At 66.8% G+C, this 14,040-nt stretch carries 15 protein-coding genes; 5 read left to right on the forward strand and 10 right to left on the reverse strand.

The genetic code is table 11. The annotated features are described in order from the left end of the window. Positions 1-14: 14 nt before the first annotated feature. Positions 15-1,712 (reverse strand): diguanylate cyclase domain-containing protein, encoded by a 1,698-nt coding sequence (locus QW868_RS09230; RefSeq protein WP_316230392.1) that lies wholly within the window; start codon positions 1,710-1,712, stop codon positions 15-17. A gap of 112 nt (positions 1,713-1,824) precedes the next feature. Here QW868_RS09230 and QW868_RS09235 point away from each other — a divergent pair, with 112 nt between their 5' ends. Next, a complete protein-coding gene (locus QW868_RS09235; RefSeq protein ID WP_315759092.1) occupies positions 1,825-2,508 on the forward strand; it encodes a YggS family pyridoxal phosphate-dependent enzyme in 684 nt (227 codons plus the stop codon). Positions 2,509-2,533: 25 nt separating this feature from the next. On the opposite strand, the gene QW868_RS09240 is transcribed toward QW868_RS09235, so the two are convergent. Beyond that, a complete protein-coding gene (locus tag QW868_RS09240) occupies positions 2,534-3,319 on the reverse strand; it encodes a hydratase (protein ID WP_316230393.1) in 786 nt (261 codons plus the stop codon). A 20-nt stretch (positions 3,320-3,339) separates the two neighbouring features. Next, the gene (locus QW868_RS09245; RefSeq protein ID WP_316230394.1) at positions 3,340-3,861 is read right to left on the reverse strand and encodes a L,D-transpeptidase; all 522 of its coding nucleotides are present in this window, start codon (positions 3,859-3,861) and stop codon (positions 3,340-3,342) included. Positions 3,862-4,135: 274 nt separating this feature from the next. Here QW868_RS09245 and QW868_RS09250 point away from each other — a divergent pair, with 274 nt between their 5' ends. Next, the gene (locus QW868_RS09250) at positions 4,136-4,822 is read left to right on the forward strand and encodes a response regulator transcription factor (RefSeq protein ID WP_315716813.1); all 687 of its coding nucleotides are present in this window, start codon (positions 4,136-4,138) and stop codon (positions 4,820-4,822) included. Between the two features lie 66 nt (positions 4,823-4,888). Beyond that, on the forward strand, positions 4,889-5,332 hold the full coding sequence (locus QW868_RS09255) for a cyclic nucleotide-binding domain-containing protein (RefSeq protein WP_315740402.1): 444 nt from the start codon (positions 4,889-4,891) through the stop codon (positions 5,330-5,332). 33 nt (positions 5,333-5,365) lie between these two features. Here QW868_RS09255 and QW868_RS09260 read toward each other — a convergent pair whose 3' ends face one another. The 4 genes from QW868_RS09260 to rsmI form a co-directional block, all read right to left on the reverse strand. Continuing rightward, the gene (locus QW868_RS09260; RefSeq protein WP_315716815.1) at positions 5,366-6,184 is read right to left on the reverse strand and encodes an exodeoxyribonuclease III; all 819 of its coding nucleotides are present in this window, start codon (positions 6,182-6,184) and stop codon (positions 5,366-5,368) included. Positions 6,185-6,299: 115 nt separating this feature from the next. After that, the gene (gene gshB / locus QW868_RS09265; protein ID WP_315770625.1) at positions 6,300-7,241 is read right to left on the reverse strand and encodes a glutathione synthase; all 942 of its coding nucleotides are present in this window, start codon (positions 7,239-7,241) and stop codon (positions 6,300-6,302) included. A gap of 33 nt (positions 7,242-7,274) precedes the next feature. Then, on the reverse strand, positions 7,275-7,685 hold the full coding sequence (locus QW868_RS09270) for a YraN family protein (RefSeq protein ID WP_315778149.1): 411 nt from the start codon (positions 7,683-7,685) through the stop codon (positions 7,275-7,277). Then, on the reverse strand, positions 7,672-8,631 hold the full coding sequence (rsmI, locus tag QW868_RS09275; RefSeq protein WP_316230395.1) for a 16S rRNA (cytidine(1402)-2'-O)-methyltransferase: 960 nt from the start codon (positions 8,629-8,631) through the stop codon (positions 7,672-7,674). Before rsmI ends, QW868_RS09270 begins: the two co-directional genes overlap by 14 nt. A 303-nt stretch (positions 8,632-8,934) precedes the next feature. Here rsmI and QW868_RS09280 point away from each other — a divergent pair, with 303 nt between their 5' ends. Continuing rightward, on the forward strand, positions 8,935-10,143 hold the full coding sequence (locus QW868_RS09280) for a penicillin-binding protein activator (protein ID WP_315740397.1): 1,209 nt from the start codon (positions 8,935-8,937) through the stop codon (positions 10,141-10,143). 13 nt (positions 10,144-10,156) lie between these two features. Here QW868_RS09280 and hemW read toward each other — a convergent pair whose 3' ends face one another. From hemW to rph, 3 genes are read right to left on the reverse strand one after another with little or no spacing between them, the layout of a single operon-like run. Continuing rightward, positions 10,157-11,314 (reverse strand): radical SAM family heme chaperone HemW, encoded by a 1,158-nt coding sequence (gene hemW, locus QW868_RS09285; RefSeq protein ID WP_315740396.1) that lies wholly within the window; start codon positions 11,312-11,314, stop codon positions 10,157-10,159. Then, positions 11,301-11,945: an RdgB/HAM1 family non-canonical purine NTP pyrophosphatase gene (rdgB, locus tag QW868_RS09290; RefSeq protein ID WP_316230396.1), complete on the reverse strand. Its 645-nt coding sequence runs from the start codon at positions 11,943-11,945 to the stop codon at positions 11,301-11,303. Before rdgB ends, hemW begins: the two co-directional genes overlap by 14 nt. Then, positions 11,942-12,655 (reverse strand): ribonuclease PH, encoded by a 714-nt coding sequence (rph, locus tag QW868_RS09295; protein ID WP_315759102.1) that lies wholly within the window; start codon positions 12,653-12,655, stop codon positions 11,942-11,944. The genes rdgB and rph overlap by 4 nt, the downstream gene beginning before the upstream one ends. A gap of 184 nt (positions 12,656-12,839) precedes the next feature. On the opposite strand from rph, the gene hrcA reads away from it, so the two are divergent. Then, entirely contained in the window at positions 12,840-13,928 is a 1,089-nt protein-coding gene (gene hrcA, locus QW868_RS09300; RefSeq protein WP_315784965.1) for a heat-inducible transcriptional repressor HrcA, read from the forward strand. The last annotated feature ends 112 nt before the right edge of the window (positions 13,929-14,040 follow it).

Raw genomic sequence — 14,040 nt, forward strand, 5'->3', positions numbered from 1 at the left:
GCGGCCGCAGCGCCCTATCCGGCGCGCACCACGCCGCTCCTGTCGTCAGCGAAATCCGCGAAGCCATGTGCAACCACCGTGTTGCGGCCGCGATGCTTGGCCGCATAGAGCGCGGCGTCGGCGGCTTCGATCAGGTCGGAGGGCATCAGCGATTCGTTCGGCCGCGTCGAGGCGACGCCGACGCTCACGGTGACGCATTGATGCGCCGAGGTCGCATGCGGCAGCTCGAGCTCCAGCACCGCGGCGCGCACCTGCTCGCCGATCGCGAGCGCCTCTCTGGCACCCATGCCCGGCAACAACAGGCAGAACTCCTCACCGCCATAGCGGCCGGCGAAAGCCGTCATCGCGCCGGCGATCTGCGACAGCGTCTCGCCGAGACGTGACAGGCAGGCGTCACCCTCGGGGTGACCATAGGTGTCGTTGTAGAGCTTGAAGTGGTCGACATCGATCATCAGCAGCGACAGCTCGGTGCCGGCCTGCTGCGCGCGGCTCCATTCGACGTCGATGCGGTTCTGGAAGCCGCGGCGGTTGGCGAGGCCTGAGAGCATGTCGATCGACGCCATCACCGTCAGCCGGTCATTCGCGGCGACCAGCTCGCGCTCGCGCTGGCCAAGCTTGGCGGCCATCGCATTGAAGGACTTTGCCAGCGGCACGAACTCCGACGGCAGATGCTTGGTGGTGACGCGCGCCGACCAGTGGCCATGGCCGAAGCGCTTGGCGGTCGCGGCGAGCATGCTGACGGGCTTCACGATCAGCTTCTCGGCGGCGATCAGCGCGCCGAGCAGCACGATCAGGCACACGAGGCCGGCCTGCAGATAGGCGTTGCGGATCTCGCGGTCGATGGCGGCGGTGACGCGGGTCTCATCGATGCTGACGATCAGCCGCGATCCGGTGTCGGCGATCCGGGTGAAGGTGATCGCGCGCTTGGATCCATCCGCCGCCGTGAAGCCCATCGTCTCGGTCGGCTTCCCCGAACTCAGCGCGGTCTCGGCAACGGCCGACAACAACGGCACGCTGTCGAGCGGCCGGCCGATCAGCTCGGTGCGGTCGACGGGCGCTGCCAGCACGGTTCCTTCGCTGTCGACCAGCACCGCCGTGATGCCGGGGCGGCCGCCAAGATTGTTCATGATCTTGGACATCCATTCCAGGTTCACGCTCGCCAGCATCACCGCGTCCGGCTCGCCGGTGATGGCGCCGACCGGATAGGCGGCCATGACGATCGGCACGTGCGCCGGTTTCGACAGCAGGTAGTCGCTGAACACGAAATCGCGTGATTCCTGGGCGCCACGGAAATACGGCCGGTCGCTGAAATCGAGCCCGACATATTGGTTGTTGGTCGAGCACTGGATGCGGCCGTCGCGGCCGGCGATCATCAGGGTGCGGATCCAGGGCAGGGTCGCCGGCAGGCTGGCGCGCATCATGTCGCAACTGCGGCTCACGCCGGTGCTCGACGCCCGGACATAGGCGGTCGACTTCAGCACCGTCTCCACCGACATGATGACCTCGCGCTGCATGTCGGCGCTTTGCCGGGCGAGGCCGAAGAATTCCTCCGATGCGAGCGCGATCTGCCTCGTCCTGGCGCTTTCCAGGGAGCGCGCGCGTTCCAGCATCAGCGGCGCCACCAGGATCAGGGCGAGCAGCGCCAGCCGGGCGCGGATCCCCATCAGCCGGTTCAGCTTCACTCTATTGCGATTGAAGCGGATGCTTGGCATTTCTTTCCCCTACCCCGACCGTGCAGGGTAAGGAGAAGGGCTCAAGAACCCTTTCTCGAACTCTGTAAAATTGCAGCCAAACCCGTAAATCTACCGACCGACGGACGCCATCGTGCCTGAATTGAACGCCTCATCCCCGTCCTCGCCGTCTGCGCTCGCCGCGGTCGAGCAGGAGATTCTGCGCGCCTGCCGCGATGCCGAGCGCGATCGCGCCTCGGTCACGCTGATCGCCGTGTCGAAGACCTTCGATGCCGAGGCAATCGAGCCGGTGATCGCGGCCGGACAGCGCGTGTTCGGTGAAAATCGCGTTCAGGAAGCCAAAGCCAAGTGGCCGCCACTGATGGCCGCGCATCCGGGACTCGCACTGCACCTGATCGGGCCGCTACAATCCAACAAGGCCAAGGAGGCGGTGGCGCTGTTCGAGGCCATCCATTCGGTGGACCGGCCAAGCCTGTGCGCGGCGCTCGCCAAGGAGATTTCCGCCCAGGGCCGGCATCCGCAGCTGTTCGTCCAGATCAATACCGGCGAGGAACCGCAGAAGGCGGGAATCGCGCCCGGCGACGCCGACGCCTTCATCGCCGCCTGCCGCAAGGACTACGGGCTCGCGATTTCAGGGCTGATGTGCATTCCGCCGGTAGAGGACGCGCCCGGTCCGCATTTCGCGCTGACCGCCAAGATCGCCGCCCGCAATGGCCTTGCGCATCTGTCGATGGGCATGAGCGCTGACTTCGCCACCGCCATCCAGTTCGGCGCCACGCATGTCCGTGTTGGCTCGGCGATCTTCGGGCATCGCTGAAGGGGGGCGCAATCGCGGCCGGCCCCTACTCGAACCGCACCGATACCTGCCCCAGATCGCCGAAATCGGCCTCCATGTGGTCCCCGCTGCCGATCGGCAGCGGCGCATGACAGGTGCCGGTCGTGACCACCTGCCCTGCCCGCGCGGGCACGCCAAGCGCGCTGAGCTCGTTGACCAGCCAGGCCAGCGCTATCAGCGGATTACCAAGCACGTTGCGGCCGTGGCCGATGAAGGTCTCGCCACGCAGCGCGATGCGCGGCCGCTCCGCGATCAGGTCGCGGCTGCGCCAGTCGGCGGTGGTGGCCTCGCCCAGCACGAACAGATGCGCGCAGGCATTGTCGGCGATCAGTTGCGCCTCGCCGGCGCTGACGAAGTCGGCGAACCGCGAATCCGGGATCTCGATCGCGGGATGCAGGGTGTCGACCGCGGCCAGCACCTCTGCGACGTCATAGGGTGTCGGCCGCGGCAGCAGGTCCGCTCCCAGGCGGAACGCGAACTCCGGCTCCGCGACCCGCATCGCGTTACCGGCCATCGCTGCGGTGCCACCCGCCGGCAACACCGTCTCGGCCAGGATCCGCCCGGCCATCGGACCGGCGACATTGATATGGCGCTGGCCGGCCTCGCTGGTCGCCGCAATTTTCCAGCCAAATAGCGGCTTGGGCGAGTGGCGCTCGAGTTCGGCCTGGATGGCATAGCCCTCGGCGCGGTCCCTTGGACGCAGCTCCGGCGGCAGCGCTGCCAGCTTCCGGCCTTCGTTCCAATGCTGACGCAGAAGGCCCGCGGCGCTGGCTGGCTGATCCGGTGCGCGCATGCCGTCCTCCCCTTCTCTTGTTATTGGATGACGATCCTGGTGCGCGGGCCGATCCTTTGCAACAGACGCAGCATCGCTGGGCGGGTCATGGCCACGCAGCCTGCGGTCGGGCCGAAGTTCGGCCGCGCCAGATGCAGGAACACGGCACTGCCGCGGCCCGCGATCCGCGGCCGCGTGTTGTGGTCGATCTCGATGATGAAATCGTACAGATGGTCCTGGCGCGCCAGCCGGTCTCCGGGCCAGTCGCCGCGCAGCCGGATCGCCTGGTTGTAATGCCGGTCGGCCGGGTCCTCGCACCAGGCATCCTCCGGACCGATCGGCCGAACCGGCAGGACCGTGTGTGGGCGGGGGTGACGGTCGGCCCGCCACCACAGCCGCCGCGGCCGGAACACGCCTCGTGGCGTACCACCATCGCCTTCGCGCTTGTTGGCCAGGATGCCGCCGCGGCCGAGCGCCACCGGGATGGCCTGGCCCCAGACCTGGAGCCAGCCGCGCTGCCGCGACCCCGCCGTGGTGCGAATCGAGATCAGCGATGCTGGCATGCCACGCGTCCTCCTCGATAACGACATGAAACAACGTGCCTTTTCATTGCCCTTTATTGCCCGGTAATTGCCTTAATGTCGGCAAATGGTCCGCCGCGAGGGTCGAACGGGACAATCATCTCAATCCCTGCCCAATTCTGAAGTAGAGTCCGGGCGCTTGTGAATCGGTAACAGCCCCCTACTTCAAGACGGAACAGGGCTGATGAGCCTGTTTGCCCACCGTTTGACGGCGCCACCCATCCGATCCCGCCGGCGCCACCTAGAGGATTGTACAATGGCCAATGCCCGCAAGATCCTGATCGTGGATGACGACACCGATCTGCGCGATGCCCTGATGGAGCAGCTCTCGCTGCATGACGAGTTCGAAGCCCAGGCCGTCGATACCGGCGCCAAAGGCGCCACCGCCGCAAAGGCCAATTCACCCGACCTGGTTCTGATGGACGTTGGCCTGCCCGACACCGATGGCCGCGAAGTGGTGCGGTCCCTGCGCAAGGGCGGCTTCAAGGCGCCGATCATCATGCTGACCGGGCACGATACCGATTCCGATACGATTCTCGGGCTCGAATCCGGCGCCAACGACTATGTCGCCAAGCCCTTCCGCTTCGCCGTGCTGCTGGCCCGCATCCGCGCCCAGCTTCGCCAGCACGAGGCCAGCGAGGACGCGGTGTTCTCGGTCGGTCCCTACAGCTTCCGGCCGGGCTCGAAGATGCTGACGGGCGCCAACGCCCGCAAGGTCCGCCTGACGGAGAAGGAAACGGCGATCCTGCGCTTCCTGTACCGCGCCGGCCAGCAGCCGGTGTCACGCGAGACCCTGCTCCAGGAGGTCTGGGGCTACAATTCCGGCGTCACCACCCACACGCTGGAAACGCACATTTACCGTCTGCGGCAGAAGATCGAGAAAGATGCCGCGAATCCAGAGATTCTGGTGACGGAGGCCGGTGGCTACAAGTTGGTACCGTGATAGGTTCGGGGATGGCGGTTTCGCCATTTATGATATTGGTTCCATTCCGCCTTCCCCGGGCCCTTGATGTCGATCGAAGACGATATTGCGCTATTGGAGCGCGTCCCAACATTGCGCCTGCTGGGAAGCGACTCGCTTCGCATGATCGCCATCGGCTCCGAGCAGCGTAACATCCAGAGCGGCGAGACCCTGTTCCGCGAAGGTGACACCGCCGATTGCGGCTATGTCGTCCAGCGTGGGTCATTGCGCATCAGCGACGAGGTCGGTGCCGAGATCGTCGCCACGCCGACCATGCTGATCGGCGAGCTGGCGCTGCTGGTCGAGATGCGGCGCCCGGCGACCGCGACGGCCCTGGAATATTCGACCGTGGTGCGGATTTCGCGCAGCCTGTTTCAGCGTGTGCTCGAGAGCGACGCCATGGCTGCGCGCCGGCTGCGCGACGAGTTCGCCCACCGCGCCAGCCGAATCGCCAATGACATCATGGCGGCCGGGACCAAGCTGACGTCGTGATCTTCTTGTCCGGGCGGGTCAGCTTCGCTTTCGCTACGACACGTCCAGCGTCACCGTGACCGGCACATGATCCGACGGCCGCTCCCAGCTGCGGGCGTCGCGCAGGATCCTGAAGTCGCTGACCCGGTCCTTCAGTGCGCGTGACACCCAGATGTGGTCGAGCCTTCGGCCGCGATCACCGACGGTCCAGTCGGCGGCACGGTAGCTCCACCAGGTGTAGACCTTCTCCGACATCGGGATGCGCTCGCGGGCGACGTCGACCCATTCGCCATGGGTCTGCGCCGCCAACAGCTTCTCGCATTCGATCGGCGTGTGCGACACCACCTTCAGGAGCTGCTTATGCGACCAGACATCGTGTTCATGCGGCGCGACGTTGAGATCGCCGACCAGGATGTGCCGGTCGTCGCCGCGCGGATGCAGCGGCTCGCACGCCTTCATCTCGTCGAGGAATTGCAGCTTGTGCTCGAATTTCGGGTTGAGCGCGGGGTCGGGAATGTCGCCCCCTGCGGGCACGTAGAAATTGTGCAGCACCAGCGGCTGCGCGAGCTGCGCCTTCTCGCCGAACGCCACCGTGATGTGGCGCGAATCCACCTTGTCGCAGAAGGTGCGGACGTTGGTCTCCTCGAACGGCCATTTCGAGATCACGGCGACGCCGTGATAGCCCTTCTGCCCGTTCAGCGCGACGTGCTCATAGCCGAGCCGCTTGAAACGCTTCAGCGGGAAAGCGTCGTCGATGCACTTGGTCTCCTGCAGGCACAGCACATCGGGCCTGACCTGCTTGATGAGCTTGGCGACGAGGTCGATGCGCAGGCGCACCGAATTGATGTTCCAGGTGGTCAGGACGAGACGCATGAGACCCGCGTCATATCATGAAATGCGTTGATGTCGGCGATTCCGCTCCGCTTCTGACGCATCGGAATGACCGCGTTGGCTGGCCTTATCCCCAGCCATGTGGGACGGTGCCTGATCAGCGCCGCTTGCTCTCGATGACGTCCCATACGCGGGCGGCGATGTCGGGGCCCCCGAGCCGCGAGATCGCGCGGATGCCGGTCGGCGACGTCACGTTGATCTCGGTGAGGTTGCCATCGATGACGTCGATGCCGACCAGCAGCAGGCCGCGCGCGCGCAATTCCGGACCCAGCGTGTCGCAGATCTCGCGCTCACGGGCGCTGAGATCGGTGGCCTGCGCGGCGCCGCCGCGCACCATGTTGGAGCGCAGATCGTCCGCCGCCGGCACGCGGTTGACGGCGCCGGCGAACTCGCCGTCGACCAGGATGATGCGCTTGTCGCCATGCTTCACTTCGGGGAGGAAGCGCTGGATCACCCAGGGCTCCTTGAACGTCACCGAGAACATGTCGAACAGCGAGCCGAAATTCATGTCCTGCGGCATGACGCGGAACACCGCCGCGCCGCCATGGCCATGCAGCGGCTTCATCACGACAGCGCCGTGCTGATCGCGGAAGGCGTTGATCTCGTCGAGATCGCGCGAGATCAAGGTCGGCGGCATCAATTGGGGGAAGTTCATCACGAACAGCTTTTCCGGCGCGTTGCGCACGCTGGCGGGATCGTTGATCACCAGCGTCTTCGGATGGATGCGCTCGAGGAAGTGCGTCGAGGTGATGTAGGCGAGATCGAACGGCGGATCCTGGCGCAGCAGCACGACGTCGAACGAGGTCAGCGCCGTCGGCTTGGGCTCGCCGAGCGTGAAGTGGTCGTCGACCTGGTCGCGCACGGTCAGCGCCTGCACCGGCGCGTACAGCTCCTCGCCGCGCAGCGACAGCTTGTCCGGCGTGTAGTAGCACAGGCCATGTCCGCGCCGCTGTGCTTCGAGCAGCATCGCAAAGGTCGAGTCGCCGCGGATGTTGATGCGCGCGATCGGATCCATCTGGACGGCGACATTCAGTTTCATGGGCAGGTCCCTGCTCTCTGCAGTCAGTTCATGTCAGGTGCTGGCGTCGAAGGCCGCCATCAGATGGCGCGGCAGGCTGCGCGGCGCAACCAGAATCGCATCGAAGCGCAGCTCGAATTCGGCATGGTCCGGATGCGCCATCAGCCAGGCCTGGGCGGCATCGATGATGCGCTGCTGCTGGCGAGGCGTCACGGCATAGGCCGCATCGTCGAGCGAGGCGCGCGCCTTGACCTCGACGAAGGCGACCAGGCTGCGCTTGCGCACTATGATGTCGATCTCGCCATGGGGCGTGCGGAAGCGTCTGGCGAGGATGCGGTAGCCCTTGGCGATCAGCAGTGCTGCGGCACGGGCTTCCGCCGACAATCCAGTGCGGAAGGCGGCGACGCGCTCGGGTGCCGCCGTCTTCGCCGGCTTGTCTGGGGAGGCACGCTCAGTCTTTGCCATCGGCCTCCCCCGACCGCGCGCCCTTCGAGAGCTCGAGCGCGCGCGCATACACCTCGCGTCGCGGCCGGCGCGACAGCTCGACGGCATGCATCACGGCGTCCTTGACGCTCGATCGCTGCAACAGATCCCTGAGCACGGCGTCCAGCGCGTCCTGGGTCAGCACCTCGGCATCGCGCGGCGGTGGACCGATCACCAGCACGAATTCGCCGCGCGTTTCGAGATCGCCGGCCCGTGCAGCGAGATCGCCGATTGCTCCGCGCAGCACCTCTTCGTGCAGCTTGGTGAGCTCGCGGCAGATCGCGGCCTGACGCCCAGTCATGGCATCGGCGAGATCGGCCAGCGTCTCCTGCACCCGGCTGCCCGCCTCGAACAGAACCAGCGTCGCCTCGATCCGCGCGAGCTCGGACAGCCGCGTGCGCCGCGCCTGCTGCTTGGCCGGCAGGAATCCCTCGAAGAAGAAGCGGTCGGTCGGCAACGCCGCCACGCTCAGCGCCGCGAGCACGGCGGAAGGTCCCGGCAGCGCGGTGACGGCGTGTCCGGCCTCACAGGCCTCGCGCACCAGCTTGTAGCCGGGATCGGAGATCAGCGGCGTGCCGGCGTCCGACACCAGCGCGATGGCTGCGCCTTGGGCCAGACGTTGCAGGATCCGCGGCCTGACCGCTTCGGCATTGTGCTCATGATAGGCTGCGAGTTCCGCGCCCAGGCCGTAGCGCTCGGTCAGGCGCCGCGTGATTCGCGTGTCCTCGCAGAAGATGATGTCGGCGCCGGCCAGGGTTTCCAGTGCACGCAGCGTGATGTCGCCGAGATTGCCGATCGGCGTTGCCACCAGATGCAATCCAGGCCGTGCCTTGGGCGCCACGACGATTTGACCCGCCACTAGGTAGGTCGACGTGGTGGAAGATTTGCCGTCGTCTGGCGACGTCTTGGGGATTGCCTTCGCGCCCATCGAGGTAATTTAAAGGGCATGCCGCGGGATTGCCACAGGGGAACAGCAGCGCAGCAATTTTGAAGTTCCGATCGGCATCGGCGCGCGGCCGTTCATCGAACCTTCAAGTCCGAAACTGCACGTCAATGGGGATGTGTACGAGCAGGGGATAGGCCGTACAAAACGTCGAATTGATCGGCTTTGTGGCGGTGACAGCCTTTTGTTTTGCTTAACTATTCGTCGACAATATGAGTGAATCAGCACGGCTTGGCGGACGTGCGTTTGGGGAACTTCTGGCCGGTCTTGGCCGAACGAAGAGATGCCATGGTGGGCCCGCGTCATCCCAACTCTCTCGGTCCGGGACCCCATGGGGTCGCCCGGCGAACGGCGCTGGGCCTGATCGTCGGCGCGCCGCTGCTGTCGGCGTGCTCCAACGTCCAGCAGGGCTTCAATCCGTTCGAGCAGCCGACGGCGCCGGCGGGACCGCCGCAGCAGCCGGCGGTTGCCGGTAACGGCCAGGTCAAGGTCGGGCTGATTCTGCCGCTGTCGGCGTCGGGCAATGCCGGCGTGGCTGCGCAATCGATGAAGAACGCGGCCGAGATGGCGCTCGCCGAGTTTCAGAACCCCAACATCCAGCTCCTGATCAAGGACGACGCCGGCAGCCCGCAAGGGGCGCAGCAGGGCGCGCAACAGGCCTGCGACGAAGGCGCCGAGATCATTCTCGGTCCGCTGTTCGCGGGCTCGGTACCGGCGACCGCCCAGGTGGCGCGCGCGCGCAACATCTCGGTCATCGCCTTCTCGACCGATTCGAGCGTGGCGGGGCGCGGCGTCTATCTGCTCAGCTTCCTGCCGGAGTCCGACGCCAGCCGTATCGTCGAATATTCCGCCAGCGTCGGCAAACGCTCGTTCGCGGCGCTGCTGCCCGACAATGCCTATGGAACCGTCGTCGAGGGTGCGTTCAAGACCGCGGTCAGCCGCCGCGGCGGACGCATCGTTGCGTTCGAGAAATATTCCAGCGACCGCGCCGGGCCTGCGCGCACGGTGGCGCAGGCGCTCGGCGGTGCCGATGCGCTGCTGCTGGCCGACGACGGCGAATCGGTCGCGGCGACGGCCGATGCGCTGACCGCTGCCGGCGCCAATCTGCGCAACATTCAGTTGCTCGGCACGGGGCTGTGGGACAATCCGCGCGTTTATGCCAGCGCCAGCCTGCAGGGTGGCCTCTATGCTGCGCCGGATCCCTCCGGCTTCCGCGCCTTCGCCGGTCGCTACCGGACGCGGTTCGGTGGCGATCCCGTGCGCACGGCAACCCTCGCCTACGACGCGGTGGCGCTCGTGGCCGCGTTGGCGCGCACCCAGGGCAACCAGCGCTTCGCGCCCGATGTCCTGACCAATGCATCGGGCTTTGCCGGCATCGATGGGCTGTTCCGGTTCCGCAGCGACGGCACCAATGAGCGCGGGCTTGCCGTGATGCGCGTCGGTTCGGGGGGCGGACAGACGGTCGCCGGCGCGCCGAAGAGCTTCAGCGCGACGTGAGTCGCAGAATCCTTCAGGCGGCGAGATCGGCGACGACCGCGTCGAGCACCGGAAAGCCATCCTGAGTCACGCGCAGCCGTCCATCCGGATCGACCGCGATGGCGCCCTCCTCGCGCAGCAGCGCGATGCGGCGCGGATCGAGCGCACGGCCGGAGATCGCGGCATACCGCCTGGGGTCGATGCCTTCGGCCAAACGCAGCCCCATCAGCAGGAATTCGTCGGCGCGCTCCTCGCGGTTGAGCTCGTCGTCGGTCATCACACCATGACCGTTGGACTCCACCCGCATCAGCCAGGCCTCCGGCCGCTTGTCGGTCGCGGTCGCATGCCTGATGCCGCCGATGTCGAGACGACCATGGGCGCCGGGGCCGATGCCGGCATATTCGTGGCCGCGCCAATAGATCAGATTGTGCCGGCACTCCGCGCCCGGGCGGGCATGATTGGAGATCTCATAGGCCGGCAGTCCGTGACGGCCACAGATCTCCTGCGTGACGTCGTACAAGGTGCGGGCCAGGCCTTCATCCGGCGTCTTCAGCTTGCCTGCGGCGTGCAGGCCGAAGAACGGCGTGCCTTCCTCGATCGTCAGTTGATACAGCGACAGGTGCTCAGCCGCCTCGCCGATCGCGCGCGTCAGCTCCTCGGTCCACATCGCCGGCGTCTGGTCGGGCCGGGCGTAGATCAGATCGAACGAATAACGCTCGAACGCATTGCGCGCGATCGCCACCGCCTTCATCGCCTCCTCGGCGGTGTGCAGGCGTCCCAGCATCTTGAGCGACGCATCGTCCATCGCCTGGACGCCGAGCGAGACCCGGTTGACGCCGGCGGCGCGATAGCCGGCAAAGCGTGTCGCCTCGACGCTGGTCGGATTGGCTTCGAGCGACACCTCGACATCGCCAGCGACGTGCCAGTGCTTGCCGATCGCGTCGAGAATGGCGCCGACCGTCTGCGGCTGCATCAGCGACGGCGTGCCGCCGCCGAGAAAAATCGACGTGACGGTGCGCGGCCCGATGCGGGCGGCCGTGGTCGCGATCTCCTGCGCGAAGGCGCGGGCGAAGCGGTCCTGATCGATGGCGGCATGCCGGACGTGGCTGTTGAAGTCGCAATACGGACATTTCGACAGGCAGAACGGCCAGTGCACATAGACGCCGAACGCTTCGCTGTCAGCGCTGGTCAAGGCAGATCTCCGCGAGCTTCACGAAGGCGCGCGCCCGGTGCGACAGGCCGAGCCCGAGCGGCGGCAGGCCATGCTTCTCGATGCTGGTCATCTCGCCGAAGGTCCGGTCGTGCCCCTCGGGCAGGAACATCGGGTCGTAGCCGAAGCCCGCCGTGCCGCGCGGCGGCCAGACCAGGGCGCCGTCGACCCGCGCCTCGACCTCCTCGACATGACCGTCCGGCCACGCCACGCACAGCGCCGAGACGAAATGCGCGGTGCGCTTGTCGGCACTCCTCGCGTCCCGCTCCTGCAGCAGGCGCTCGATCCGCGCCATCGCGCTGGTGAAATCCTTGTCCGGTCCGGCCCAGCGCGCCGAATAGATCCCCGGCGCCCCATCGAGCGCATGAACCACGATACCGGAATCGTCGGCAAAGGCAGGAAGCTGCGCTGCTCTGGCCGCGGCGACCGCCTTGATGCGGGCGTTGGCCTGGAAGGTCTCGCCGGTCTCGTCCGGCTCGTCCAGGCCGAGATCGCCGGCCGACACCGCCTCGACGCCATGGGGGGCGAGCAGCTCGCGCATCTCGGCAAGCTTGCCGGGATTGTGGGTCGCGATGACGAGGCGCCCGGTGAGCTTGCGATGACCGCTACTCACGCGACCGCCATCTTCTGCAGGTCGACCAGTCGCGCCACGCCCTTGCGGGCCAGTGCCATCAGCGCCAGGAGCTCGGCCTCGGTGAACGGCGTCTTCTCCGCCGTGCCCTGCACCTCGATGATGCGGCCGTCGCCGGTCATGACGAAATTGGCGTCGGTCTCCGCCTCGGAATCCTCGGCGTAGTCGAGATCCAGCACCGGCGTGCCGTTGTAGATGCCGCAGGAGATCGCGGCGACGTTGGCGCGCAGCACCTCGGTCTTGATCATGTTGCGCGACTTCATCCACTTGATGCAGTCGGCCAGCGCCACCCAGGCGCCGGTGATCGACGCCGTGCGCGTGCCGCCGTCGGCCTGCAGCACGTCGCAATCGACCGTGATCTGGCGCTCGCCGAGCGCTTCCAGGTCGATCGCGGTGCGCAGCGAGCGGCCGATCAGACGCTGGATCTCGACGGTGCGACCGGTCTGCTTGCCGGCGGAGGCCTCGCGCCGGGTCCGTTCCAGCGTGGCGCGCGGCAGCATGCCGTATTCAGCCGTGATCCAGCCGCGCCCCTGGCCCTTGAGCCAGGGCGGCAGCCGGTCCTCCAGCGTGGCGGTGACCAGCACATGGGTGTCGCCGAACTTCACCAGGCAGGAGCCCTCGGCGTATTTGACGACGCCGCGTTCCAGGCTCACGGCCCGCAGTTCATCCGGTGCACGGCGGCTCGGCCGCATGATTCTCTCCGTGAAAGCGCGCGAAAGACCGACTTTGACCGGCCTTGTAGGAGCCGCGACCGGCAGCGGCAAGGGCTTATCAAGGGATTATCATGGCCTCGTCGCGCCCGAGAGCACGCGACGACCGGCTTGCCACCGAGCCGCCGCATGGACACATTATAGGCAGCTGCGAGGAGAGCATCTGGTGGCCCACCACGATCCGATCAACCTGATGACACCGCCGGCCGGTCTGGCGCAGCTCAACGAGCGCTCGCGCGAGATCTTCCGGCAGATCGTCGAAAGCTATCTGGCGACCGGCGAGCCGGTCGGCTCGCGCAACATTTCGCGGCTGATCGCGGTTCCGCTGTCGCCGGCCTCGGTGCGCAACGTCATGGCCGATCTCGAGCAGCTCGGCCTGATCTACGCGCCGCACACCTCGGCCGGCCGGCTGCCGACCGAGGCCGGCCTGCGTTTCTTCGTGGACGCCCTGATGCAGGTCGGCGACATGACCGAGGCTGAGCAGCAATCGATCCAGAGCCAGCTCGCCGCGGTCGGGCGGGCGCAATCGGTCGAGGCCGCTCTGGACGAGGCGCTGACCCGGCTGTCGGGTCTGACCCGTGCCGCTGCCGTGGTGCTGACCGCAAAATCCAACACTCGGCTGAAGCACATCGAGTTCGTGCGGCTCGAGCCCGAGCGTGCGCTGGTCGTGCTGGTGGGCGAGGACGGGCAGGTCGAGAACCGGGTTCTGGTTCTGCCGCCGGGCGTGCCGTCCTCGGCGCTGACCGAGGCGTCGAATTTCCTCAATGCCCGCATCAGAGGCCGGACGCTGGCGGAAGCACGGCTCGAGCTCGAGACGGCGCTGGCGCATGATCGCGCCGAGCTCGACCTGCTGACGCAGAAGGTGATCGCCGCCGGTGTCGCGAGCTGGTCCGGAGGGGACAGCGACGAGCGGCAGCTCATCGTGCGCGGCCACGCCAACCTGCTCGAGGACCTGCATGCGCTCGAAGATCTCGAGCGCGTGCGGCGGCTGTTCGACGATCTCGAGACCAAGCGCGGCGTCGTCGATCTGCTTGGACGGGCAGAGAACGCGGAAGGTGTCCGCATCTTCATCGGCTCGGAGAACAAGCTGTTCTCGCTGTCGGGCTCGTCGACGATCGTCTCGCCCTATTCCGACGCCACGGGTCGCATCGTCGGCGTACTCGGCGTCATCGGTCCGACCCGGCTCAACTATGCCCGGGTGATCCCGACGGTCGATTATGCCGCGCGTCTGGTCAGCCGGCTGCTGGGTGGCTGACGCGTGGCATGGTTAACCCGCGGACAGCGCCTCCGGGCGCGATGGTCAGGCTGCGCTTGATTTTCGACGCTCAAAGCACGATATCCCGCCCCATACCCCCAAAACCCGTCAG

Origin of the sequence: Bradyrhizobium sp. SZCCHNR1051 (assembly GCF_032489615.1) — a bacterium.
Classification (GTDB): domain Bacteria; phylum Pseudomonadota; class Alphaproteobacteria; order Rhizobiales; family Xanthobacteraceae; genus Bradyrhizobium.